This is a genomic window from Planotetraspora mira (assembly GCF_016863275.1).
In the GTDB taxonomy this organism is placed as follows: Bacteria; Actinomycetota; Actinomycetes; order Streptosporangiales; family Streptosporangiaceae; genus Planotetraspora; species Planotetraspora mira.
Genome location: NZ_BOOO01000036.1, coordinates 112,203 through 136,190, shown reverse-complemented (window position 1 = coordinate 136,190; position 23,988 = coordinate 112,203). Strand labels below are relative to the sequence as shown.

19 protein-coding genes are annotated in these 23,988 nt (G+C 71.8%); 12 read left to right on the top strand and 7 right to left on the bottom strand.

The window, feature by feature from the left end:
* The first annotated feature begins 134 nt into the window (after positions 1-134).
* Positions 135-2,567 (top strand): Tex family protein, encoded by a 2,433-nt coding sequence (locus Pmi06nite_RS30675; RefSeq protein ID WP_203956638.1) that lies wholly within the window; start codon positions 135-137, stop codon positions 2,565-2,567.
* Here the strand turns inward: Pmi06nite_RS30675 and Pmi06nite_RS30670 are convergent.
* The gene (locus Pmi06nite_RS30670; protein WP_203956637.1) at positions 2,538-3,809 is read right to left on the bottom strand and encodes a methyltransferase family protein; all 1,272 of its coding nucleotides are present in this window, start codon (positions 3,807-3,809) and stop codon (positions 2,538-2,540) included. The two genes, Pmi06nite_RS30675 and Pmi06nite_RS30670, sit on opposite strands and share 30 nt — an antisense overlap.
* Positions 3,806-4,681, bottom strand: coding sequence for a hypothetical protein (locus Pmi06nite_RS30665; protein ID WP_203956636.1), 876 nt, complete (start codon positions 4,679-4,681; stop codon positions 3,806-3,808). The genes Pmi06nite_RS30670 and Pmi06nite_RS30665 overlap by 4 nt, the downstream gene beginning before the upstream one ends.
* Before the next feature lie 94 nt (positions 4,682-4,775).
* Between Pmi06nite_RS30665 and Pmi06nite_RS30660 the strand changes: the two genes are divergently transcribed.
* Together Pmi06nite_RS30660 and Pmi06nite_RS30655 are read left to right on the top strand one after the other, a co-directional pair.
* On the top strand, positions 4,776-5,393 hold the full coding sequence (locus Pmi06nite_RS30660) for a TetR/AcrR family transcriptional regulator (protein ID WP_203956635.1): 618 nt from the start codon (positions 4,776-4,778) through the stop codon (positions 5,391-5,393).
* Between the two features lie 106 nt (positions 5,394-5,499).
* A complete protein-coding gene (locus Pmi06nite_RS30655; protein ID WP_203956634.1) occupies positions 5,500-6,600 on the top strand; it encodes an MBL fold metallo-hydrolase in 1,101 nt (366 codons plus the stop codon).
* 9 nt (positions 6,601-6,609) lie between these two features.
* On the opposite strand, the gene Pmi06nite_RS30650 is transcribed toward Pmi06nite_RS30655, so the two are convergent.
* Complete coding sequence (locus Pmi06nite_RS30650; protein ID WP_203956633.1) at positions 6,610-7,557, bottom strand: endonuclease/exonuclease/phosphatase family protein; 948 nt, start codon at positions 7,555-7,557, stop codon at positions 6,610-6,612.
* Between the two features lie 239 nt (positions 7,558-7,796).
* Here Pmi06nite_RS30650 and Pmi06nite_RS30645 point away from each other — a divergent pair, with 239 nt between their 5' ends.
* A complete protein-coding gene (locus tag Pmi06nite_RS30645; RefSeq protein ID WP_203956632.1) occupies positions 7,797-8,825 on the top strand; it encodes an ROK family protein in 1,029 nt (342 codons plus the stop codon).
* A 168-nt stretch (positions 8,826-8,993) separates the two neighbouring features.
* Positions 8,994-9,341 carry an avidin-fold protein gene (locus Pmi06nite_RS30640; protein ID WP_203956631.1) on the top strand — a complete coding sequence of 116 codons (348 nt, stop codon included), beginning with the start codon at positions 8,994-8,996 and terminating at the stop codon, positions 9,339-9,341.
* A 70-nt stretch (positions 9,342-9,411) separates the two neighbouring features.
* On the opposite strand, the gene Pmi06nite_RS30635 is transcribed toward Pmi06nite_RS30640, so the two are convergent.
* Entirely contained in the window at positions 9,412-10,050 is a 639-nt protein-coding gene (locus Pmi06nite_RS30635; RefSeq protein WP_203956630.1) for an Lrp/AsnC family transcriptional regulator, read from the bottom strand.
* 120 nt (positions 10,051-10,170) lie between these two features.
* Here Pmi06nite_RS30635 and Pmi06nite_RS30630 point away from each other — a divergent pair, with 120 nt between their 5' ends.
* The 6 genes from Pmi06nite_RS30630 to Pmi06nite_RS30605 are packed head-to-tail and all read left to right on the top strand — an operon-like array spanning position 10,171 to position 16,468.
* Positions 10,171-11,766, top strand: coding sequence for an ABC transporter substrate-binding protein (locus Pmi06nite_RS30630; protein ID WP_203956629.1), 1,596 nt, complete (start codon positions 10,171-10,173; stop codon positions 11,764-11,766).
* A complete protein-coding gene (locus Pmi06nite_RS30625) occupies positions 11,741-12,871 on the top strand; it encodes an ABC transporter permease (RefSeq protein ID WP_203956628.1) in 1,131 nt (376 codons plus the stop codon). Before Pmi06nite_RS30630 ends, Pmi06nite_RS30625 begins: the two co-directional genes overlap by 26 nt.
* Positions 12,868-13,734 (top strand): ABC transporter permease, encoded by an 867-nt coding sequence (locus Pmi06nite_RS30620; RefSeq protein WP_203956627.1) that lies wholly within the window; start codon positions 12,868-12,870, stop codon positions 13,732-13,734. The genes Pmi06nite_RS30625 and Pmi06nite_RS30620 overlap by 4 nt, the downstream gene beginning before the upstream one ends.
* On the top strand, positions 13,731-14,522 hold the full coding sequence (locus tag Pmi06nite_RS30615) for an ABC transporter ATP-binding protein (protein WP_203956626.1): 792 nt from the start codon (positions 13,731-13,733) through the stop codon (positions 14,520-14,522). Before Pmi06nite_RS30620 ends, Pmi06nite_RS30615 begins: the two co-directional genes overlap by 4 nt.
* Positions 14,522-15,436, top strand: coding sequence for an ABC transporter ATP-binding protein (locus tag Pmi06nite_RS30610; RefSeq protein ID WP_203956625.1), 915 nt, complete (start codon positions 14,522-14,524; stop codon positions 15,434-15,436). The genes Pmi06nite_RS30615 and Pmi06nite_RS30610 overlap by 1 nt, the downstream gene beginning before the upstream one ends.
* A gap of 51 nt (positions 15,437-15,487) precedes the next feature.
* Positions 15,488-16,468, top strand: coding sequence for a M24 family metallopeptidase (locus Pmi06nite_RS30605; protein WP_239114309.1), 981 nt, complete (start codon positions 15,488-15,490; stop codon positions 16,466-16,468).
* A 15-nt stretch (positions 16,469-16,483) separates the two neighbouring features.
* Here Pmi06nite_RS30605 and Pmi06nite_RS30600 read toward each other — a convergent pair whose 3' ends face one another.
* From Pmi06nite_RS30600 to Pmi06nite_RS30590, 3 genes are all read right to left on the bottom strand, one after another.
* Positions 16,484-17,068 carry a DJ-1/PfpI family protein gene (locus tag Pmi06nite_RS30600; protein WP_239114308.1) on the bottom strand — a complete coding sequence of 195 codons (585 nt, stop codon included), beginning with the start codon at positions 17,066-17,068 and terminating at the stop codon, positions 16,484-16,486.
* Positions 17,069-17,351: 283 nt separating this feature from the next.
* On the bottom strand, positions 17,352-17,549 hold the full coding sequence (locus Pmi06nite_RS30595) for a hypothetical protein (protein WP_203956623.1): 198 nt from the start codon (positions 17,547-17,549) through the stop codon (positions 17,352-17,354).
* 123 nt (positions 17,550-17,672) lie between these two features.
* Complete coding sequence (locus Pmi06nite_RS30590) at positions 17,673-18,932, bottom strand: hypothetical protein (protein WP_203956622.1); 1,260 nt, start codon at positions 18,930-18,932, stop codon at positions 17,673-17,675.
* A 378-nt stretch (positions 18,933-19,310) separates the two neighbouring features.
* On the opposite strand from Pmi06nite_RS30590, the gene Pmi06nite_RS30585 reads away from it, so the two are divergent.
* Positions 19,311-23,936 carry a cation-translocating P-type ATPase gene (locus tag Pmi06nite_RS30585; protein ID WP_239114307.1) on the top strand — a complete coding sequence of 1,542 codons (4,626 nt, stop codon included), beginning with the start codon at positions 19,311-19,313 and terminating at the stop codon, positions 23,934-23,936.
* Positions 23,937-23,988 lie beyond the last annotated feature (52 nt).

Here is a 23,988-nt window from a genome sequence, read left to right as displayed (position 1 = left end):
TCCGCCGGGCCGTTTCCGGCTCCGTCGTCCAGCCCGGTCATCCGGCTTGTCCTCCGGGCTTTCTCCACGGAGGCGGGATCACCTCCGCGATCCGGCAGAATGAGTGCCCTCCCGGAAGAAAGCAGATCAGGATCGTGACGACCACCATTCAGCAGCGGATCGCCGAAGAACTCGGCGTACGCGAGAGCCAGGTGACCGCGGCGGTCGACCTGCTCGACGGCGGGGCAACGGTCCCGTTCATCGCCCGCTACCGCAAGGAAGCGACCGGCACGCTCGACGACGCGCAGTTGCGCACCCTCGAAGAGCGGCTGCGCTACCTGCGCGAGCTGGAGGAACGGCGCGCGGCCATCCTCGACTCGATCCGGTCGCAGGGCAAGCTCGACGAGGCGCTCGAAGCGCAGATCTTGGCGGCCGACTCCAAGGCCCGGCTGGAGGACATCTACCTGCCCTTCAAGCCGAAGCGCCGGACGAAGGCGCAGATCGCCAGGGAGGCGGGGCTCGAGCCACTCGCCGACGGCCTGCTCGCCGACCCCTCGCTCGACCCGGCCGGCACGGCGGCCGCGTACGTCGGGGAGGGCGTCGCCGACGCGGCGGCGGCGCTCGAGGGCGCCAGGGCCATCCTGGTCGAGCGCTTCGGGGAGGACGCCGACCTGATCGGCGATCTGCGTGAGCGCATGTGGGGGCGCGGCCGGCTGGTCGCGCAGGTCAGGGAGGGCAAACAGGAGGCCGGGGCCAAGTTCTCCGATTACTTCGACTTCTCCGAGCCGTTCACCAAGCTGCCCTCGCACCGCATCCTCGCGATGTTCCGGGGTGAGAAGGAGGAGATCCTCACCCTGACGCTCGACCCGGAGGCGGACGAGCCGAACGGCTACGAACTGCGCATCGCCGGCCGGTTCGGCGTCTCCGACCAGGGCCGCCCGGCGGACAAGTGGCTCGCGGACACCGTCCGCTGGGCCTGGCGTACACGGATCCTGGTGCACCTCGGCATCGACCTGCGCACGCGCCTGTGGCAGGCCGCCGAGGAGGAGGCCGTCCGCGTTTTCGCCACCAACCTGCGCGACCTGCTGCTGGCGGCCCCTGCGGGCACCCGCGCGACCATGGGCCTCGACCCCGGCCTGCGTACGGGCGTGAAGGTCGCCGTGGTCGACGCGACGGGCAAGGTCGTGGCCACTGAGACGATCTACCCGCACGAGCCGAAGCGGCAGTGGGACCAGTCCCTCGCCGTCCTCGGCAGGCTCGCCGCCGAACACGGCGTCGAGCTGATCGCGATCGGCAACGGCACGGCGTCGCGCGAGACCGACAAGCTCGCCGGCGAGCTCGTCAAGCTCATGCCGGGCCTGACCAAGGTCGTGGTCTCCGAGGCCGGGGCGTCGGTCTACTCGGCGTCCGCCTACGCCTCGCAGGAGCTTCCCGGGATGGATGTGTCGCTTCGCGGCGCCGTCTCCATCGCGCGCCGGTTGCAGGACCCCCTGGCCGAGCTCGTCAAGATCGACCCGAAGTCGATCGGCGTGGGGCAGTACCAGCACGACCTGTCGGAGATCAAGCTCTCCCGGTCGCTCGACGCGGTGGTCGAGGACTGCGTGAACGGCGTGGGCGTCGACGTCAACACCGCGTCGGCCCCGCTGCTCACCCGGGTCTCCGGAATCGGGTCCGGCCTGGCGGAGAACATCGTGGCGCACCGCGACTCCAACGGCCCGTTCCGGTCGAGGAGCGCGTTGAAGGAGGTCCCCCGGCTGGGTCCCAAGGCGTTCGAGCAGTGTGCGGGCTTCCTGCGCATCCCGGGCGGCGACGACCCGCTCGACGCGTCCAGCGTGCACCCGGAGGCGTACCCCGTCGTCCGGCGCATGCTCCAGGTCGCCCAGGGCGAGCTCGGCACGCTCATCGGCAACACGGCGGTGCTGCGCTCCATCCGGCCGGCCGACTTCGTCGACGACACCTTCGGCCTGCCCACCGTCACCGACATCCTCAAGGAACTGGAGAAGCCGGGCCGCGACCCCCGGCCCGCGTTCAAGACCGCGACCTTCAAGGAAGGCGTGGAGAAGATCGCGGACCTCACGAGCGGCATGATCCTCGAGGGCGTCGTCACCAACGTCGCGGCCTTCGGCGCCTTCGTCGACGTCGGCGTGCACCAGGACGGGCTCGTCCACGTCTCGGCGATGTCCAACACCTTCGTCAAGGACCCGCGTGACGTCGTCAAGCCCGGTGACGTGGTGCGGGTGAAGGTCCTCGACGTGGACATCCCGCGTAAGCGCATCTCGCTGACGCTCCGCCTCGAGGACGAGGTCACGGCCAGTGGGCGGCCCGAGCGTGACGGCGCCCAGGGAGGCCGGGACGGCCGGCCCAGGCAGGACCGGGGCGGCGCGGGCAGGGGCGGCGGGCAGAACCGGGGCGGCCAGAGCCGAGACGCACAGAACCGAGACAACGCGGGCAACCGGGGCGGGCGCGGCGCAGGCGGCGGTTCCGGTTCCGGCGGCGCGATGGCCGAAGCCTTGCGGCGTGCCGGGCTGGCCGACCCCGGCGCTTCGGGGGGCGGGTCGTCACGCGGGTCGTCGGGGCGTGGCCGCTGAGCTCCCCGGCTCGTACGGCTGCCGCCGCGTGACGGTGCGGGGGCCCGCGCCGAGGGCGTCCGCACAGAGCTGCGCGAACCAGGCGATCCCGGGGAGCAGCAGGATCCAGCCCATCAGGGCCCAGCCGAGGTGGAGGTGGCCTGCGGTGTGCGCGAACGCGGCGACGCCCTGGGCGCGCACCCCGTCGGACCGCTCGTAGGTCATGCGGCGGATGCCGTGCGGGTGGTCCTCGGCGGCGCACAGGTGCAGGGCCACGGGGCGGCGCCGGGCGATCCACCGGCCGAGCGCGCGGCACTGCTCGCATCCCTCCGCGACGTACACGACGGCGTGCGGCGTCTCCGGATGCGGGCGCAGGCGCGGCCACCAGGGGCGCACCCGGGCCTGGTAGCCCACCCACGCCTCCCCGTGCCGGGCGGCGAGCTGCTCGCCCTCGTGCCATGCGGCCAGGCCCGCGCCGTAGGCGACGGCGACGACCGCCGCGGCGAGGAAGCTCACGTCCAGCGCGCCGAGCAGCAGGAAACTCGCGGCCATGGACACCTGCATCGGGTTGCGGACGTAGGCGTACGGCCCGCCGGTCGCCAGGCGGCGCGGCGGGTCGTACGGCACCGGCGTGCCGCCCGCCCACGCGAACTCCCGCACGGCGGCCAGGCCGAGCGTCATCGGGGCGGCCAGGAGCTGCGCGAACAGCCCGATCACCCACGCGGGCTGGCGCCACACGCCGGTGAGCGCCACCGGCAGGCCCAGCATCAGGCCGCCGGCGAGCACGACCTGGGCCGCGGCCCGCCAGGGCAGCCGCCGGTCGTCTCGGGTCCAGCGGGCCAGTAGGAGGCCCGGGACGAGGCACAGCGCCACCGCCAGGGCCTCGCCGTACAGCCAGCCGGGCCCGAGCCGCACCACGGGAGCGGTCAGCGGCATCAGCGCGAGGTCGGCCCAGGTGAGCACGGCGACGGTCAGCGGCAGCGGGAGGCTCCTGGCGGCGTGGGCGGGCAGGGCGCCCCACAGCAGTGCCCAGCCGATGAGCAGGTCCGCGGGCGTCCCCGCGACGACGGCCCCGTCCGCGTGGAAGGTCCACCATCCGGCGGCCAGGGCGACCTCGTTGACCGCCGCGAGGGTGAGGAGGTTCCACGCCGTTGCGACGATCACGGCCGCGACGTCCCGGCCTGCCGGGCGCCGTACGGCCAGGGCGAACCAGAGCGCGGCGACGGGGCCGAGCAGGGCCAGCGCCCGGATGAGGGCGATCATGAGGTGAAGGTGGCGGCGAGGTAGCCGGCCGCCTCCGAGAGGGCGTACCGCTGGAGCGGGCCGAAGTACCATCCCGGGTCGAAGGTGCGGCGGTAGCGCAGCGTCACCTCCAGGCGTTCGCCCTGCCAGCGGAAGTCGGCCTCGCGCAGGTCGAGCCAGCGGGCCAGCGTCGTGTCCTCCACCACGGCGAACACGACGCGCCCGGAGGCGAGCGCGCTGACCCGCAACGTCATGGAGCGCGGCTCGGGCGGCGCCCCGATGCCCAGCGGCCTGCGCGGCGTGAACGTGATCTTCCGGGTGTCGCCGATCTGGAGACCCTGGCCGTCCGAGGCGAGCGGCCGGGGGAAACCCGCTTTGAGGAACAGCGAGTCGAACGGGCGGAAGACCGGGGTGCGCGCGAGCGCGCCCTCGATGTCGGCGCCCGGTGCCGCGATGCGGGTCGCGCGCACCTCCTCGAGGTGCGGCGTGGACGAGCCGCCCTGTAAGGCCAGGCCGAGGAGGAGCGGAACGGCCACCAGCGCGTGTTCCCGCCTCCTTCCCCTGGCCACCCAGTCCAGGACTCCTCCGATGAGGAAGCCGATGAAGTAGAAGATCGGCGCCGCCATGAGCAGGCAGACGATGCCCTCGTTGAGCAGCGGCCCCGCGAGGGCGAGCCCGATGGTGATCACCGACATGATCAGGCCCGTGGCGCTCTTCGGGCGGGCGGTCAGTGCCACGGTGAGGGCGATGACCGCCGGAATGCCCACGTAGAACAGCACGGTCTGCTCCAGGTGCCCGGCATGAAGCACGCGGTAGAGCAGCAGCGCGGCGAAGAGACCGGCGAGCACGGCCGCGAGGAGCAGTCGCGCGCTCCTGTGGTCGTCGGGATCCATCGGTACTCCCATCGGGATTGATCGATCGGTTTAATCGATTGATTAAACCGTATGATGAAGGCACCGTCGGCTGTCATGTCAAGAGGGAGTCGCCATGACCGGGAAGCAGCAACCGGGCGCGGAGACGCGCGAGCGGCTCATCGAGGCCGCGGCCGAGACGCTGCGCACCGAGGGGTACGCCGGAACCAGCGCACGCACGATCGCCCGAGCCGCCGAGGTCAACTCGGCGCTCGTCTTCTACCACTTCGGCGGCGTCGACCCCCTGCTGCTCGCCGCGCTCGACCGCTCTTCCGAGCAGCGGATGAGCGCCTACCAGGAGGCGGTGGCGGGTGCGCGAACCCTGGAGGAACTGGCCGAGATCGCGACCGCCATCTACCGGGCCGACATCGAGGGCGGCCACATCACGCTGTTCTCCGAACTCGTCGGCGCGAGCATCGCCCGTCCCGAACTGCGCAAGGAGATCATCGAGCGGGCCGGGCCGTGGATCGATTTCGTCGAGCACACGCTCGACCGGATCATCGGCGGATCCCCCCTGGCCAAGCTCCTGCCGCCGCGCGACCTGGCGTACGCGGCCATCACGTTCTACCTCGGAGTGAACCTCTTCACCCATCTCGACACCGACAACAGCCGCACCGAGGCGTTGTTCGCGCTGGCCGGGCGGGTCGCGCCGCGGGCGAAGTTGCTGACCCTGCGCCTGCCCCGCCGCCGCTGACCCTGCGCCTGCCCGTCGCCCGCGGGCGGAGCATGGCGGGAAATTGTCTAGGCTGATCGAACCATCCCCGGTCCCCCACAAGGAGCGAGTTCTATGGCAGTCCACCATGGCTGACGGGCGGATGTGGCGCCTGGCCGCCGGAGCGCTGGCGCTCGGCGCCGCCGGATACGCCCTGCGCGGAGTCTCGGCCGCCCTCGGCTCACGGCCGTCGGGCGACAGGGCCCGGCGGGTCAAGCGGTCGCCCCAGTTCCGCGACGGCGCGTTCAGGAACGGCAACCCCAGCCCGATCCTGCCGCCCGGCACGGTCAACCGGGTCGCCCGCGAGATGATCTTCGGGAAGCAGCGGCGCACTCCCCGGCTGCCGGTGCCTCTGATGACGCCCTCCCGCGCGCCCGAGAGCGATCTGGACGTCATCTGGTACGGCCACTCCTCGGCACTTGTGGAGATCGAGGGCAGGCGGGTGCTGTTCGACCCGGTGTGGAGCGACCGCTGCTCGCCCTCCACGCTGGTCGGCCCGCGCCGGTTGCATCCGGTCCCGGTGCCCCTGCACGACCTGCCCGAGGTCGACGCCATCGTGATCTCCCATGACCACTACGACCATCTCGACCTGGAGACCGTCCGGGCGCTGACCCGCGCGGGGTCCGCGCCGTTCCTCGTGCCGCTGGGGGTGGGCGCCCATCTGCAGCGGTGGAAGGTGCCCGCGTCCCGGATCATCGAACTCGACTGGAACGAGGAGGCCTCGGTCGCCGGGCTGCGCTTCGTCGCGACCGCCGCCCAGCATTTCTCCGGCCGCGCGTTCACCCGCGACCGGACCCTCTGGGCCTCGTGGGTGGTGGCCGGCGAGCGCAGGCGGGTCTTCTACAGCGGCGACTCGGGCTACTTCTCCGGGTACGCGGAGATCGGCGAGGAGCACGGCCCCTTCGACCTGTCCCTCATCCAGATCGGCGCGTACAGCCCCGGCTGGCCGGACATCCACATGACGCCGGAGGAGGCGATCCTCACGCATCTCGACGTGCGCGCGGGTGTGCTCCTCCCGGTGCACTGGGGGACGTTCAACCTCTCCTATCACGCCTGGAGCGAGCCGATCGACCGGCTCTGGCAGGAGGCGAAGGCGCGCGACGTCCGGCTCATCGTGCCCCGGCCGGGCGAGCGGGTGAGCGTGGACGACCCGCCGCCCGTGGACGCCTGGTGGCAGACGATCGCGTAGGCGCCCCGGTCAGATCGACAGTGTGGCGACGATCGGCGCGTGGTCGGAGTCGGCCGCGTCCCGGCGCGCCGCGGGCTCGTCGCCGACCGACGGCAACCCGTGGTCGACCACCGACCGGACCGACTCCACCCGGTCCAGGACGGCCCGGCTGACCAGGATGTGGTCGATCAGTTCGCCGCGGCCGTGATAGACGCGCGAGTGCCGCTCGTCCTCGGGGATGAGCGGCGCGAGGTTCCACAGGCGCGTCGCGTCGCCCTTGTCCGGCCGTCGCTCCCCCACCGTGCCGATCTCCGAGCCGGGCGGGCCGAGCAGGATCTGGGTGGTGGCCGCTTCGGGCTCGTCGTTGAGATCGCCGAGCACGATGACGTTGCGCGTCCCGCCCTGCCGGTCGAGCAGCCGGTCGGCCAGGGTCCGCACGGTGACGGCCTCGGCGCTGCGCCGGTAGAGCGCGTACGCGCCGAACCTGGCCCGCTCCTGCTCGTCACGCGGCTGGAAGCGCCTGCCGGGGAAGGACAGCAGCTTCGACTTGAGGTGGCAGACCACGACGTCGAGCGCCGTCCCCTGTCGGGGCTCCACGCGTACGGCCAGCACGCCGCGGCTGGTCTGGAAGGTGGTCGCCCCCGTGTCGTCCGCCTGGACGGGCGCCAGCGGATGGGAGAAGGCGGCGAGGTCGTGGAGCACCTGGAGAGGGAACCTGCTGACGAAGCCGACGCGGATGCCGCGCGGGTCGGGATGCCGCGAGAGCGCGACGTGCCACTCCCCGTCGAGGAGGGCGACCAGGTCGTCGAGGGCGGCCGGATCCCCGACCTCCTCGACGCCGAGGACGTCGGGCGAGATCCTGGTGATCGTTGCGCTCAGCGCCTTGAGCTTGGCCTCGTAGGCCGCCGGGTCGCGCGGGCCGTACTCGCCGCCCGGACGGTAGAGGTTCTCGAGGTTCCACGTGCCGACTACAGCCATGGCCGCCACCCGGGGTAGGGGTCGAATCAAGGGATTGCAGGGACGGACCCACTATGTACCGTTCCAGAAGTCCTGGCGAGGACATCGCATCGCGAAACCCAACACAGTTTCTGTAAAGCCGCTCCACCTGGACATGTCAGCCCCATCGGGCGGGCGACGGCTGCGAGCACGGGCTGTGCTGGGCGCAAGATCTCTCGTAGTCTCTGCTCTGACAAGCGCGGACAGAAGGAACTCCCCCAATGGCAGATGCAGGGTCCTGGGTCGTCGTCGGCCTGGACAACGGCGGTACCAGCAACAACGCGACGGTCCTCGACGCCTCGGGGCGGTTCCTGGTGGACCGTCTGGTCGAGACTCCCAGTCTCGTCCGGGAGGGCCCCGAGACCGCCGTGGAGCAACTCGTGCTCGCCCTGCACAACGTGCTCGACGTCACCGGCACCGCCGTGGAGCAGGTCCGCGCCGTGGGCCTGGACACTCCCGGGCCCGCCAGCGCCAACGGCGTGATCTCCTCGAAGGGCGCCACGAACTTCGTCGACCCCGGCTGGTACGGCTACGACTTCCGGGGCGCACTCGAAGCCCGGCTGGGCCTGCCCGTCGTCTACAACAACGACGGGAACGCCGCCGCTCTCTACACCCATCACGTCCGCTTCGGTGACGACGCCTGGGACAACTCCTCGGTCTCCGCCATCGTGGGCACCGGGCTCGGCGGCGGCGTCATCGAGTCGGGCCAGGTGGTGAAGGGGTCCGCCGGAATGGCCGGCGAACTCGGCCACGTCCACATCCCGATGCACGGCCTGCTCGAGGACGGTCAGCCGCTGCCCGCCTGCAACTGCGGGTTCGCCGGTGACGCCGAGAGCGTCGCCTCCCTGACCGGCATCGAGAAGAACCTCCTGCCGTACTGGCTGTCCCGGTTCCCCGACCACGAGCTGGCGCGGGTCGAGCCGATCGGCAAGGCCGCCAAGCTGCTGCGCGGCTACGCCGAGAACGGCGACGGGCTCGCGCTCAAGGTCTTCGGGCAGCAGGCGATGGCGATCGGGCGGCTGTTCACGATCGCGGCCAACTTCACCGACCCCGACGCCTACTTCGTGGGTGGCGGCGTGGTCGAGGCCGCGCCGCACTTCCGCGAGTGGTTCCTCGAGAAGGTGCGCGAGCACACGCTTCTCCGCGAGGAGCAGCGGCAGGTGGCGACCGTGTCGCTCGTGGAGGACCTCGACATGGCGGGCGCACGCGGCGCCGCGCTGGCCGCCCTCAGCGAGACCGTCGGCCGCTGATCCCACTGCCCGGGCTGCCTGAGATCTCGCGGCCCGGGTCATTTGTGATCTCGCGGACCGGGCCGTCCGGCGGAAGACTTGGACGGATCACCATGTGTATCGCCCACTTGTGAGCGAAACGTCCAGGTCTGGTTGCGGAAGTCCGCAAGTCCGGCACGATGCGGAGACGTGAACGACAAGGACCTCCTCAACGGCCGCCGATTCGCCATGGTCAGCTCCACGTCCAGCTCCGTCGACGCCGACGCGCCGACCGAGTTCGCCTACGAGGAGGCGGGCGGGGTGATCTGGGGCAGCTACGCCGGGGACACGGTGGAGCACGGCCGGTTCGTGGGGACCAGGGACGCCGACCGGATCCAGCTGTCGTACGTCCACCTGCTCAGGACGGGTGAGCGGGCGGCCGGCCAGAGCAGCAGCCGCATCGAGGCCCTTCCCGACGGCCGGCTGCGGCTGGTCGAGGAGTTCCAGTTCGCCGGTGACGACGAGACGCACGTCAGCGTGTGCACCGAGCTTCGCTGAGGCCCACCGGCACGCGCGGATCTCGGCCGCCCCGGGCCCCGGCAGCGCCCGGGCCTCGACGGACGCCTGCTCACGACTCCTTGCCGAGCCCCGCCCGGCCCTCCGCCGCGCCCACGAAACCCAGCTTGCCGAGGGGAACGGGGTCCTGCGCGGGGGCGGGGGCCGAACGGCGCACGGGCCGGCCCTGGCCGCGGTCACTCGGCAGGACATAGGGCCGTCTGAGCACCTCGTCGAGGATGAAGACCGTCTCGGTCGCCTTGACCGCCGGGATGTTGGCCAGACGATCGGTGACCATGGTGTGGACCGCGGCGACGTCGGCCACCCGGATCTGGATCATGGCGTCGTGCTGTCCCGTGGTGATCGCGCAGTACTCCACCTCGGGCATCTGGGCGAGTTGGGCACGGAACTGACGCCACATCTGCTGCCGGACGGTCACGAAGATCAGCGCGGTGATGCCCAACCCGGCACGCGTGTGGTCGATCTCGGCCGTGAACCTTCTGATCGCGCCGTCGGCGCGCAGCGCCTCGAAGCGCGTGTACGCGTTCGCCCGCGAGATCCCGACCCGCTCGGCGAGCGCCGCGACGGAGATCCGCCCGTTCTCCCGGAGCACTTCGAGGATCTTCAGATGCGTGGCGTCGAGCTCCAGGCCGATGCCGATCCGTCCAGGCGGGCCGCCCTCAGTGCTCGGGTTGCTTGACGTTTCGGTCATCGTCTAATCCTCCGTGGGCGTTTCGTCTCGGCTTTGCCGTACGAGCTGGACTTTCTGCCGGACAATCCTGGACGATCGGCGACCAAACGTCTACACGGTCCATTTTCGGAGGATACAGAAATGGCGACCCGTTCGCGGCAGGCGCAGGCAGCCCTGCTGCCGGTGCTGCTCACCGGCTTCCTCTCCCTCGCCGCCTGCTCCGGCGGCGGTTCGTCCACGACGCCCTCAGGCGGCGCCGCGAGCAAGACGCTCGTGATCGACACCTCGTTCGACCTCAAGACGGCCGACCCCGGGCGCACCTACGAGCCCACCGGCCTGATCGTCGACAAGGCGATCTACGACACTCTGCTCACCTTCGACGGTTCCGACGTCACCAAGCCGGTCCCGGCACTCGCCGAGTCGTACGAGCTGTCGCCCGACGGCACCACGCTCACGCTGAAGCTGCGCAAGGGGGCGACCTTCGCCGACGGGTCCCCCGTCACGGCCGACGACGTGGTGTTCTCGCTGACCCGGGTGCGGGACATGAAGGGCACGCCGTCCTTCCTCCTCGACGGGGTGGACGTCGCCAAGACCGACGAGTCCACGGTCACCCTGACGTCCAAGACGCCCAACCCCGCCCTGCCGTTCCTGCTCCCCAACCCGGCGCTCGGCATCCTCAACTCCAAGGTCGCCAAGGCCAACGGGGCGACCACCGACTCGACCGACAAGGCCGAGCAGTACCTGAACTCGACCTCCGCCGGCTCGGGGCCGTACACGATCGAGTCGTTCAACGTCAGCAACCAGGTCGTGCTCAAGGCGAACACGAAGTACTGGGGCGAGCACAAGCCGGTCTACGACAAGGTGGTCATCCGCAACGTCGAGGCGGCCACGCAGAAGCTCAACGTGCAGCGCGGCGACAGCCAGGTGGCGCTGAACCTGTCGGGCGACCAGGTGTCCGCCATCTCCGGCGGCCTCCAGGTCACCAAGACGCCGTCGGCCAACGTCATCTTCCTGCTGGCCAACCAGGACGCGTCGGTCAGCAAGGTCACCTCGAGCCCCGGGTTCGCCGAGGCCGTCCGCAAGGGCGTCGACTACGCGGGCCTGCTCGAACTGGCGGGCGAAGGGTCGGTGCAGGCCCCCGGCGTGATCCCGTCGATGCTGCTCGGCGCGCTGCCGCCCGACCAGGTCGCCAAGCGTGACGTCGAGGGCGCCAAGGCCGCGCTCCAGTCGAGCGGCCAGAGCAACCCGACGGTCAAGCTGGAGTACCCGAGCGAGCTGACCGTGAACGGCCTGTCCTTCCAGCCGCTGGCCGAGCGGATCCAGGCCAACCTCAAGGAGGTCGGCATCAACGTGGAGCTGGCCCCCGCGCCGGTCACCACGGCCCTGGACAACTACCGCAACGGCAAGGAGGAGCTCGGCCTCTGGTACTGGGGGCCCGACTACCCGGACCCCAGCGACTACCTGGCCTTCCTCCCCGGCAAGCTCGTCGGCCTGCGATCCGGCTGGAAGGCGGGAGCCGACAAGGAGCTCGAGGCGGCCGGCGACAAGGCGGCCACGACCCTCGGCGACGACGCCAGGAAGCAGGCCTACGCCGACATCCAGACGAAGCTCAACGCCTCCGGCCCCTTCGTCCCCCTCATCCAGCCCAGCCAGAACATCGTGACGGCCGCGTCCGTCACCGGCCTGGCGTACAACCCCGTGTGGACCGTCGATGTCGCCAGCCTCGGCGCCAAGTAACGAGCCCGAGTCCGGTACGGCCGCGCAGGGGCCCACGGCCCCCGTGCGGCGCGGCCGTACCGGACGGGGACCGCGCGGCTCCCGGAGGCCCCTGGTCCGCTTCCTGGCCCGCAGGGTGGCCATCGCGCTGCTGCTCGCGCTCGCCATCACGCTGGTCACGTTCGTGCTGACCAACCTGGTCCCCGGCGACCCCGTCTCGGCCAACCTCGGCCAGCAGGCGCTGGGAGACCCCGCCATCGTGGCCCAGTGGCGGACCGACCACGGCCTCGACCGGCCGCTCCCGGAGCAGTACCTGCTGCATCTGGAGGGCCTGCTGCACGGCGACCTCGGGATGAGCCAGCAGAGTCACCGCCCGGTCGGCGACGACCTGGCCGAGTTCGTGCCGGCGACCCTGGAGCTGGCCGGAACCGCGATCATCATCTCCCTGGTGCTGGGCGTGGCGTTCGGCGTGATCGCCGCCCTCCGGCGCGATCGCCTGTCCGATCACGTGCTCAGGATCGCCAGCCTCATCGGCATCTCCGTGCCGACGTTCTGGCTGGCCCTCGTGGCGTTCTACGTCTTCTTCTTCCGGCTGCAGATCACACCGGGCAGCGGCAGGATCGACCCGGGCCTGAGCCCGCCGCCGCAGGTCACCGGGCTCTACACGGTCGACTCCGCGCTCGCGGGCCAGTGGGACGTGTTCTCCTCGGCCATCGGGCACCTGCTGGCGCCCGCGCTGGTGCTCGCCCTGTACACGATCGGCCTGCTCACCCGCTTCACCCGTTCCGCGGTGCTGGAGGTGCTCGGGCAGGACTACGTCCGCGCGGCCCGCGCGAAGGGGCTCCCGGGGCGGGTCGTCCTGTTCCGGTACATCCTGCGTCCCGCCCTCGTGCCGATCATCACGGTCGCCGGTCTCGCGTTCGGCAGCCTGCTGTCGGGCACGGTGCTGGTCGAGGCGGTCTTCGCCTGGCCGGGCGTCGGCCAGTACGCCTACAAGAGCGCGACGACTCTCGACCTGCCGGCCGTCATGGGCGTCGGCCTCGTGGTCGGCCTGGTCTACCTCGTCATCAACCTCGTCGTCGACGTGCTCTACGGCGTCATCGACCCGAGAGTGAGGGTCTCGTGAAAGGATCCGGGATCCTGGGCCGGACCCGGCTGCCCGAGGCCTGGCGGCAACCGCTGGCCGTCGCCGGAGGCGTCATCGCCCTCGCCTGGATCGTGATCGCCGTCGCCGCACCCCTGCTGGCTCCGCACGATCCGCTCGCACAGGACCTGCCGCGCCTGGCGCCGCCCGGTGCCGGGCACTGGTTCGGCACCGACCAACTGGGCCGCGACATCCTCAGCCGGATCATGTACGGGGCGCGGGTGTCGATCCCGCTCACGCTGCTGCTCGTGGTGCTGTCGGTCCTGATCGGCGGCCTGCTGGGCGCCGCCGCCGGATATTTCGGTCGATGGGTGGGCGAAACGATCATGCGGGTCGCCGACCTCGTGTTCGCGTTCCCCACGGTCATCCTCGCCATGGTCGTGGCGGCCGCCCTCGGGGCGAGCCTCACCAACGCGGTGCTCGCCGTACTGGTCGTCGCGTGGCCGTCCTACGCCCGGGTGACGCGGGGCCTGGTGCTGGGAGTGCGGGAGCGCGAGTTCGTGCTGAGCGGGCGTCTCCTCGGGTTCTCCGCCTGGCGCTCGCTCCGGGTGGACGTGCTGCCCAACGTCACGGGGCCGATCCTGGTCCTCGCCACCCTCGACATCGGCACGGCGCTGCTCCTGCTCTCCGGGCTGTCCTTCCTGGGCCTGGGTGCCAAGCCCCCCTCGCCCGAGTGGGGCGCGATGGTCGCCTCGGGAGTGGACGTCTTCGACAGCTGGTGGGTCGCCACGTTCCCCGGTCTGGCCATCCTGACCGTGGTCCTGGCGTTCAACTTCCTCGGTGACTCGCTGCGCGACGCCCTCGACCCCCGCACCGCCCGGGCCATCAAGGAGCGTGCGCTGTGACGCTGACCATCTCAGGGCTGAAGGTCTCCATCGGCGAGGCCGAGATCCTGCGCGGCGTCGACCTCACGGTCAGCGCGGGCCATGTCCACGGCCTGGCGGGCGAGAGCGGATCGGGCAAGACCGTCACCGGGCTCGCCGTGCTGGGCCTGCTCCCCCACGGCTCCCGTACCGCAGGCACGATCGAACTGGCGGGCCGGGACCTGCTGGCCATGCCCGCCAAGCAACTCAACGCGGTGCGCGGGGCCGAGATCGCGATGGTCTTCCAGGACCCGGCCACCAGCCTGCACCCCATGGTGACGGTGGGCGTCCAGCTCACCGAGCACATGCGCCACCACCTCGGCGTCGGCAGGAAGGAGGCGCGGGAGCGGGCCCTCGGCCTGCTCGCGAAGGTGCGCATCCCCTCTCCGGAGACGGCCGTCGACCGCTACCCCCACCAGTTCTCCGGCGGCATGCGCCAGCGGATCGCCATCGCCGTCGCCCTGGCCTGCGAGCCCAAGGTGCTCATCGCCGACGAGCCGACGACCGCGCTGGACGTGACCGTCCAGGCGGGCATCCTCCGCCTGCTCCGCGGGCTCTGCGACGACCTCGGCCTGGCCGTGCTCCTCGTGACCCACGACCTCGGGGTGATGTCGGCGGTCGCCGACGAGGTCAGCGTGATGAAGGACGGGCTCGTCGTGGAGACGGGACCGCGCGGGCAGGTGCTCACGGAGCCCCGCCACGCGTACACCCGCGCCCTGCTGGAGTCCCTGCCAGGGGACGACCACAAGCTTCCGCAAGAGGAGCGGTGATGACGCTGCTGACGATCGACGATCTCGTCGTCGAACACCGGACGCCGGGGCGCCCCCTCGTGCGCGCCGTGGCGGGCGCGAGCCTGACCGTCGCGGCCGGGGAGGTGGTCGGCCTCGTCGGAGAGTCGGGGTGCGGCAAGTCCACGCTGGCTCGCGCGGTGTGCGGCCTGCATCCGGCGGCCGCGGGCACGATCACGGTCGGCGGGCACCCGGTGACGTCCCTCGGGCTGCGCAGCAGGCACCGGGCTCTCACCGGCGCCCAGATGGTCTTCCAGGACCCCTACGCCTCGCTCAATCCACGGCGCCGGGTCGGGGCGCAGATAGCCGACGGGCTCCGTACCGCGGACGACCGCACCACCGCCCCCGCGGACCTGCTCGAACGCGTCGGGTTGCCCCGTGACTTCGCCGAGCGGTTCCCGCACGAGTTCTCCGGCGGCCAGCGGCAGCGGATCGCGATCGCCAGAGCCCTCGCGGCCAGGCCGTCCCTGCTGATCGGGGACGAGCCCATCTCCGCGCTCGACGCCTCGGCCCAGGCCCACGTGGCACGGCTGATGCGAGACCTGGCCGTGGAGTCCGGAGCGGGGCTCCTTTTCATCAGCCACGACCTGTCGGTCGTGCGGCTGATCGCCGACCGCATCGCGGTGATGTACCTCGGGAAGATCGTGGAGACGGGACCGACGGCGGAGGTGTGGGCCGACCCCAAGCACCCCTACACCCGGGCTCTTCTCGGCGCGATTCCGATTCCCGACGGCCGCGGAGTGCTACCCACGGAGTTGCCGGGCGACGTGCCCGACCCTGCGGACCCGCCCTCCGGGTGCCGGTTCCATCCGCGCTGCCCGCTGGTGATGGACGTCTGCCTCGATCGGGAGCCGGAGTTCGGCCCGGTCGCCTGCTGGCTTCACAAGCCGGCGTGACCGAGCGGCACGATGGACCACGCCGGAGTGGCGCCTGATGGACCTCCGCTGATGGATCCCCTCATGCTCGGCGACGTGCGTGCCGGGATGGCCGCGGCCGGCGTCGACGCGCTGGTGCTGCGCCCCTCCCCCGACTTCCGCTATCTCGGCGGGCGGGGCACCGGTTATCTCGTCCTGACCGCCGAGGGGCCGCCGAGGACGGCTCGGGGACCGGCCGAGGCGGCGGCCCTCGTTCCCGCCTCGGCGCGCCGCGTCGCGGTGGATCCCGAGACGCGGGCGCGGGAGTTGCTCATCATGGGGCTGGACACCGAGCTCATGCTGGCCTCGGCCGTCCTCGGGCCGCTCAGGCTGACGAAGCGGCCGGCCGAGGTGGCGGCCCTGCGGCGGGCGGCCTCGGCCGCCGACTCGGTGCTGCTCGCGGCACGGGAGCTGACCTGGTTCGGCGCCACGGAGCGGGACATGGGCTTCCGGCTGCGGGCAATGCTGGCGGAGGCCGGGTGCGACGAGGCGATATCCGTCGTCGTCGCGGCGGGTGAGCACACGGCCGAGCCGTCGCACGAGCCGTGCGACCGCGTGATCAACCCGGGAGACGCGGTCGTCGTCTCGGTGTGCGGGCGGTGGGACGGCTACTGCGCGGAGGTGGCCCGCGTGCTCGCGGTCGCCGAGCCTCCCGAGGACTTCGACGCCATGTATTCGGTGGTCCTCGCGGCCCAGCAGGCGGCTTTCGACCTCATACGGCCGGGAGTCCCAGCTTTCGAGCCGGCCCGGGCCGCCCGGGAGGCGATCGAGGGCAGCGGCTACGGTCACTACGTGTCCGAACGACAGGGACGCGGCATCGGCCTCAGCGACGACGAGGGCCCGTCCCTGACCTCCGGCCAGCAACTGGCCCCCGGCATGACGATCTGCCTCGAAACGGCCATCTACCTGCCTGAGCTGTTCGGGGCGCGGGTGGCCGACGTCGTGCTCTGCGGCCCCGAGGGGCCCGAACGGCTGAGCCCCGGGCCCCAGAACCTCCACATCGCCGACCACTGACCGCGCGGGCCCGCCCTACACCGGCGGCATCGGGTCGTACTGCATCTGGCGCCGGACCTTCCGCGCGCGTTCGACCCCGGCCAGCCTCGCGACGAGGTGCAGCGCCATGTCGATTCCCGCCGAGACCCCGGAGGACGTGACGATGTCGCCGTCGTCCACGAAACGCTCGTCGGCCCGCACGTCGATGGTCGGGTCCAGTTCCTTCAGGCGATCGAGGCTGCCCCAGTGCGTGGTCGCGGGGCGGCCGGTGAGCAGGCCGGCGGCGGCGAACACGAGCGAGCCGGTGCACACACTCGTCAGCAGCGGGATCCGGCCCTGTTGCTCGCGCACCCACGCCAGCCGGTCGGGGTCGTCGAGGTGTGGCCTGGTGCCCCGTCCGCCCGGATAGACCAGCACGTCGAGCGGCCCCACGTCCGCGAAACCACGGTCCGCGTGCAGCGTGAGGCCCTTCGACGCGAGGACCGGTCCCGCCTCGGGGGCGAAGGACACCACCTCCGCCTCATCCGGGCATGTGCTCGCCCACATGCCGAACACCTCCCAGGGGCCGACCGCGTCCAACTCGTCGACGTGCTCGAACAACAAGATGCCGATACGTGTCATGCCGACCATCCTCACGCATCACCGTACGGTCATCGCCACTCGATTTCGCATGCTTATGACGAGCCAAGGGCGCTTTAGTGGGGAATATCCCGGAAGCGAGCTCTATGGAGGAGATCGCTTCTGCAAAAGTGAGCAAATAACCGCTATCGGCATCAGAAACCCCACCTGACACGGTGGAAGATAGAAAGGTCGTTTTGCACTCGTGGACCTCACGGGCAGCTCGACCGCACCCCGCCACCGTGCCGGGGGGTTTCGCACTCGGGGGAGGAACCATGACCGTGGCTCAGACGACGAGGCCGTCACGCACGCGAACGCCCAGCACCTCCAGGACACGCTCCGCGATGGCGAAGAAGACCTCAGGCCACCAGCTCAAGCTCAACCTGCCGTTCATGAGCATCCAGGTCCGGCAGCCGGAGATGCGGATGCCCCACATGGACATGCCGCACATCAGCAAGCGTGAGGTCGGGCAGGCCGTGGACATCGCACGGACGTTCCTCCCCCCGCCCGAGCGCATCGCCTACTACGGCGGCCTGGGAGCGCTGGCCGTCCTCGGGTTCCTCGAGTGGCCTGTCGCGGCGGCGATCGGCGCGGGCACCATCATCGCTCAGCGCACCCGCGCCCAGGAGCGCTGGTCCCCGCTCCGTCCGCAACGCACCACACCTCCGAGGACCGCGCGCTCGGCTGAGAAGATGGCCGAGGGCGCGGAGGAGCCGACGACGCGGAAGCCCGCGGCCCGGCGCACCACCGCGCGGAGGACGACGACCGGGGCCGCCAAGCGGACCACCGGACGGACGACCACAGCCACAGGGCGTGCGGCCACCGCGCGGACCACCACGGGGCGGACCACGGCCGGCCGGGCCACGACCGCAGGCACCGCCACCGGCCGCACCGCAGCGGGCCGTACCACCACGGGACGCGCGACCACCGCACGGACCACCACCGCCCGCGGCACTGCCGCACGGACCACCACAGGACGTGCGACCACCGCACGGACCACCGCCGGCCGCACCACCACGGGACGGGCCACCACCGCACGGACCACTACGGGACGGACGACCACCGGCCGGGCAACCACCGCACGAGCTACTGCCGGCCGTACCACCACGGGACGTGCGACGACTGCACGGACCCCTGCCAAACGCGCGACCACCACGGGGCGGGCAACCACCGGGCGGGCGACCGCTGCACGGACCACCGCCGGCCGCACCGCAGCGGGCCGTACCACCACGGGACGTGCGACCACCGCACGGACCACCACCGGCCGCACCACCACGGGACGGACGAGCGGAGGCACCGCCGCCACGCGGAGCACCGCCGCACGATCCACGGCCAGGCGCACCGCCACCGGACGGACGACTACGGGACGGAGCACCGCCGCACGGACGACCGGAGGCGCCACCACCGCTCGGAGCACCGCCCGGCGTACGACCGGAGGCACGACGACCGGCCGCTCCACCGCGGGCCGGACAGCCCCCCGGCGGGCCACCGGGCGCACCACCGTCGCTCGGACGGCCACAGGACGGACCACCGCCAGGCGCACCACCACGGGACGCGCGACGGGACGTGCCACGACTGGACGGACCTCAGCGTCACGCGCCTCCGCGACACGGACGTCGCCCGCCCGAATCGGCGCAGGGCGCACCACCGCCACCGCGCGCACATCGGCGGCACGATCGGCCACCCCGCGAAGCGGCGCGGCACGCACCACGGCGGCGCGCAAGGCCACGGCACGCACCACGGCCGCGCGGAAGGCCACGGCACGGTCCTCAGCGGTCCGTATCTCGGCGGCACGCGCCTCCGCGACACGAACCGTGACCGCTCGGACCGGTGCCGCGAAGTCGTCGGCGGCGCGGGCATCGGCCAAGCGCACCACCAAATAGACGCAGCACGGACCGGCGTGGCCGCGCCCCACAGTGCGCTCCAGGGTTTGACCCCGAGGCTCGCACAACGGAACTCGTGACCACGTCGCCTGCTGACGCTCACCGCACGGCCCGACCAGCACTGCTCGACCCGCTTGACCCGCTTGACCTGCTTGACCTGCTTGACCTGCTTGACCCGCGTTGCCCTCGTGGCCTTCGTGACCCCGATCCGGCTGACCCCGGTCGGGACCTCGATCGGTCCGGGGGTACGTGTGCTCGCTAGCGATCACTCTTCGTGGTCGAACCTGTTCGATCCGTGCCGGACGATCATTCGTGATCACCCGGCGTGTCCACCATTTCCAGATTCGATCTCCGGAGACGACATGTGGCCGTTCGGCTCGCTGGCCGCCGACTCATTGCTGGCCCTGGTGCCGGACCAGGTCCTCAGCCTGGTACCCGACCCCGTCCTGTCCCTCATACCGCGGGCTCGGCGGACGCAGGTGTGCACCGGCGGGGTGCGGATCAGCCTGCGCGTCATCGGCGGGCCCGGCACCGAGAAGGCGATCAGCGGCCTCGAGGCACGGCTGTGCGACGCGGGAATGGCGCGGGCGGAGGTCAACGGCGCCCTCGGCTGCGTCTTCGTCGCCTGCGATCCCGAGACGGTCGACATGGACAAGCTCCTGCGGATCGTGGAGGAGTTCGACGTCGACGACCCGGACGGTGATCCTCACGGGGATCAGATCAGTGAGCGGGAGACCGGTGACCAGGACGAGACCGGCCCGGAGACAGGTCTGATCGACATACCGGAGATCGCCGACCTGGCGGAGCAGGCCGTCCTGGAGATCGTCACAGACGCGGAATCGGCCGCCGCCGCACCTGAGGAATCGGCCGCGGACGAGGACGAAGAGGAGGCCGAAGCAGACAGCCTGGACAGCGAGACGGCCGATGACTGGGAGATGGACGGAAGCCCGGAAGACGGCGCCGACGAAGGCGTGTGGGCACGCGACGCGCGCGAACACCACGCTCGGGCGGCGCTGAGCCTCGCGGGCAGCCTGGTCGGCACCGGTGTGGCGCTCGCGGGGAGGGCGACGCGGGTGTGGCGGCTGCCACCCACCGTTCCCACGTTCCTGCACCTCGCCGAGCACACGCCGCGCGTCCGCCGGGAACTGGAGCGGCGCATCGGCTCTCCCGGCACGGAGGTGCTCTTCGCGACCACCCGGCTCGTCGGCCAGACGCTGGGCCAGCGGCCGACCGGGCTGTTCGTCGACTCGCTCGCCGCGGCGGGCCGGTACGCCGAGGCTCGCGCCGGGCTGGGCGCGTGGGCCCGTCTGGAGGAGGCGTTCGCCACCCACGACGGGGCCTACGCCCATGTCCGGGCGGAGAAGGAACCGCGGCCTGAGTCGCTGCCACGCGGGCCGATCGAGCGATACTGCGAAATCGCGAGCCCCGCGTCGCTGGCGGCTCACGGCCTGACGCTCGCCGCGAGCCGGAGCCGCGCCCGCGCGTTGTCCGTCCTCATCACGGGAACGCCGAAGTCGGCGCGCGTGGGCAGGGACGCCTTCGCCAGCGCGGTCGGCCGGGCTCTGGCCCGACGCGGCGGCGTGGTCCTCAACCGGCACGCCCTTCGCCGGATGGACCGCGTCGACACCGTGGTGCTGGACGCCGAGATCCTCACCACCGGAGCCTGGACGATCGACGCGGTCGTCCCCCTGACCACCAAGCTCGACCTCGACGACCTGCACGACCGCCTCTACTCGTTGCTCGACCTCACCGACCCGGAGGCCCGGCGGCGTCACGACGGTTGGAAGGCCGAGCCGTACAAGGGGGACGAGGATCTGGCTCAGGTGGCGCAGTGGCGCGCGCAGGGCATCCGGCCGGTCACCGTCATCAGGGGCAGGACGGCCGTCGCGCTCGTCGGCCTGGCTCCCGAGCTCGATCCGCTGGCCGAGTCCCTGGTCGAGGCGCCGGCCGGCACATGCGAGGTGCTCGTGGCGGGAGGCCCGTCGTGGCTCGCCCGCCGCCTCCAGGTCGCACAGGTCGCCGGCGGGGAGGATCTCACCGACGCGATCATGGACCTGCAGGCCGAAGGGCGCGGCGTGGCCGTGGTCGCCACGGGGTCGCACCGCGCCCTGCGCCAGGCCGACCTGGGCGTCGGCCTGATCCGCCGGTCCCGTCAGGTGCCCTGGGAGGCGGACGTCCTCGGTGACCTCGGCGGCGCGCATCTGATGCTCGCCTGTCTGCCCGCCGCCCGGCGTGCCAGCGAGTTGGTCGTACGGCTCGCCGCGGCCTCCGCGGTCGTCGGAGGCGCGCTGGGGATCTTGGGGATGGAGCGCACCGCCGTACGGCGAGCGCAGCTCGTGGCCGACGGGACGTCGCTCGCGTCCCTCGTCATGGGCACATGGGCGGGACGGCGCATGGGGAACGGCGAGACGCCGATCACGGCCGACCGGACGCCCTGGCACGCGATGTCGGCGCAGGACGTGCTGGCCCGGCTGAACAGCTCGCCCGGCGGGCTGACCGAGGCGGAGGCCGCACTGCGCAGAAGGACGTCGGTGCGGTCCGCCTCGGCGGGCCCCGAGTCGCTGGCCAGGGCGTCGGTGGAGGAGCTGGCCAATCCGCTGACCCCAGTGCTCGCGGCGGGTGCGGGAGTGTCCGCGGCCATCGGGTCGGTCCTCGACGCGGTGCTGATCGTCAGCGTGATGGTCGTCAACGCCGTGCTCGGCGGCGCGCAGCGACGCGACGCCGGCCGGGTGCTGAGCGCGCTGTCCGAGGCCACCGCCGTGCGGGTACGGCTGCGCCGCCCGGACGGCGCGGGAGACGGCGGCCAGACGGGCAACGCCGCGGACCTGGTCCCCGGCGACGTGATCGAGCTTCGCGCAGGCGACGCCGTGCCCGCGGACGCCCGGCTGCTCAAGGCCGTGGGCCTGGAGATCGACGAGTCCACCCTCACCGGGGAGTCGCAGCTCGTGAGCAAGGCGGTCGCTCCGACCGCCGCTCCCGCGGTCGCCGACCGCAGCTCCATGGTGTACGAGGGCAGCTCGGTGGCGGCGGGCTCAGGCCTCGCGGTGATCGTGGCGACGGGCGAGGAGACCGAGACGGGCAGGACGGCCCGGCTCGTCCACGGCGGGCCTCCTCCGAGTGGTGTGGAGCTGCGGCTCCGCACGCTGAGCAGCAAGATCGTGCCGATGGCGATCGGCTCCGGTGTCGTCCTGATGGCCGGTGAGCTGCTCCGCGGCGCGTCGTTGTCGCAGGCGCTCGCACCGGCCGTGAGCCTCGCCGTCGCGGCGGTCCCGGAAGGGCTTCCGTTCGTCGCCACGCTCGCGGAGCTGGCGGCGGCGAAGCGTCTGTCCACACGCAACACCCTCGTCCGCAACCCCTCCACGATCGAGGCGCTCGGACGGGTCGACGTGCTGTGCTTCGACAAGACGGGCACTCTGACCGAGGGGCACATCAGCCTGCGCCGTGTGTCCGACGGCCGGATCGAGGGCGGCGCGGGCTCGATGACGCCGCGGCTGCGCCGCGTCGTCGCCGCTGCTCTGCGCGCCGGGCCGAAGTTCGAGGGCGGCCGGGTGCTCGCGCACCCCACCGACCGGGCCGTGGTCGAGGGGGCGCAGGGCCTCGGGGTCGCGGCCGCCGAGGGGCTGGAGAAGTGGGAACGGGTCGACGAGATGCCGTTCGAGCCGGCGAGGGGTTTCCACGCCGTGCTGGGGCTGGCCGAGTCCGCCCACCTGCTCAGCGTCAAGGGCGCCCCCGAGGTGGTGCTGACCCGCTGCGCGACCCTGCTCCGCGACGACCAGGAGGTCGAGCTGGACGAGGACGCCCGGCTGGAACTGGAGACCGAGGTCGAACGGCTCGCCCTGCAGGGTTACCGGGTCCTCGCCGTGGCGGAGCGGCCCGCGTCCAGCCGCGCGGATCTGGACGAGTCGCGGGTCGACCGGTTGTGCTTCCTCGGGTTCCTCGGAATGGCCGATCCCGTGCGCCCGACGGCTGCGCGGAGTGTTCAGGGCCTGATGAAGGCGGGCGTCCGGGTGATCATGCTGACCGGTGATCACCCGAGCACGGCGGAGGCCATCGCGGCCGAGATCGACGCCGTCAACGGCCTGCGGGTCATGACGGGTCCCTCGCTCGACGCGCTCGACGACGAAGAGCTGATGAAGATCCTTCCCGAGGTGTCGGTGTTCGCGCGGACCACACCCGCGCACAAGGCACGCATCGTGTCCGCGCTCCGGCAGTCAGGGAGCGTCGTGGCCGTGACCGGAGACGGCGCCAACGACGTGCCCGCGATCCGTCTGGCCGACGTGGGTGTCGCCCTCGGCTCCCGCGCCACGGCCGCGGCCCGCGCCGCCGCCGACATCGTCGTGACGGACGACCGCATCGAGACGATCATCGACGCGATCGTCGAGGGCAGGGCCATGTGGGGGTCGGTCCGCGACGCCCTGGGCATCCTGCTCGGCGGGAACATCGGTGAGATCATCTTCACCGTCGGATCGAGTCTGCTGACCGGTCGCAGCGCGCTGAACGCCCGGCAACTCCTCCTGGTCAACCTGCTCACGGACATGTTGCCCGCCATTGCGGTCGCCGTACGGCCGCCGAGCGCCGCCAGTCCGGAGAAGGTCCTGGCGGAGGGCCCGGAGAACTCTCTCGGCTCGGCTCTGACCAAGGACATCAACGTGCGGGCCGTGACGACCGCCTCCGCCGCGGGCGTCGCGTGGATCGCCGCCCGGATGACGGGCACCCGGAGCCGGGCGGACACGGTCGCGCTGGTGGCCCTGGTCTCGGCCCAGTTGCTCCGGACCCTCAGCGCGGGCGGCAGGGACCGCACGGTCACGATCGCCGCGGTCGCCTCGATGGGCGCGCTGATGGTCATCGTGTCGACTCCCGGCGTCAGCCAGTTCTTCGGATCACGCCCGATCGGCCCGTTCGGCTGGGGGATCGGGCTCGGATCGGCCGCCGCGGCCGGGATGACGGGCGGCACGGTCGAAAAGATGATCGACAGAATGTACGGCTGACGATCGCCGATCGTTCACCATTGGTTAACCATATCTGTACCGATATGGTCAG

Coding starts and splice junctions, on each gene's coding strand:
- Pmi06nite_RS30670 (WP_203956637.1), bottom strand. CDS start 3,809: ATGATCGCCCTCATCCGGGCGCTGGCCCTGCTCGGCCCCGTCGCCGCG.
- Pmi06nite_RS30655 (WP_203956634.1), top strand. CDS start 5,500: ATGGCTGACGGGCGGATGTGGCGCCTGGCCGCCGGAGCGCTGGCGCTC.
- Pmi06nite_RS30595 (WP_203956623.1), bottom strand. CDS start 17,549: ATGTCCACGGCCTGCCCGACCTCACGCTTGCTGATGTGCGGCATGTCC.
- Pmi06nite_RS30605 (WP_239114309.1), top strand. CDS start 15,488: ATGGATCCCCTCATGCTCGGCGACGTGCGTGCCGGGATGGCCGCGGCC.
- Pmi06nite_RS30650 (WP_203956633.1), bottom strand. CDS start 7,557: ATGGCTGTAGTCGGCACGTGGAACCTCGAGAACCTCTACCGTCCGGGC.
- Pmi06nite_RS30635 (WP_203956630.1), bottom strand. CDS start 10,050: ATGACCGAAACGTCAAGCAACCCGAGCACTGAGGGCGGCCCGCCTGGA.
- Pmi06nite_RS30645 (WP_203956632.1), top strand. CDS start 7,797: ATGGCAGATGCAGGGTCCTGGGTCGTCGTCGGCCTGGACAACGGCGGT.
- Pmi06nite_RS30665 (WP_203956636.1), bottom strand. CDS start 4,681: ATGGATCCCGACGACCACAGGAGCGCGCGACTGCTCCTCGCGGCCGTG.
- Pmi06nite_RS30585 (WP_239114307.1), top strand. CDS start 19,311: ATGTGGCCGTTCGGCTCGCTGGCCGCCGACTCATTGCTGGCCCTGGTG.
- Pmi06nite_RS30610 (WP_203956625.1), top strand. CDS start 14,522: ATGACGCTGCTGACGATCGACGATCTCGTCGTCGAACACCGGACGCCG.
- Pmi06nite_RS30630 (WP_203956629.1), top strand. CDS start 10,171: ATGGCGACCCGTTCGCGGCAGGCGCAGGCAGCCCTGCTGCCGGTGCTG.
- Pmi06nite_RS30660 (WP_203956635.1), top strand. CDS start 4,776: ATGACCGGGAAGCAGCAACCGGGCGCGGAGACGCGCGAGCGGCTCATC.
- Pmi06nite_RS30625 (WP_203956628.1), top strand. CDS start 11,741: ATGTCGCCAGCCTCGGCGCCAAGTAACGAGCCCGAGTCCGGTACGGCC.
- Pmi06nite_RS30600 (WP_239114308.1), bottom strand. CDS start 17,068: ATGACACGTATCGGCATCTTGTTGTTCGAGCACGTCGACGAGTTGGAC.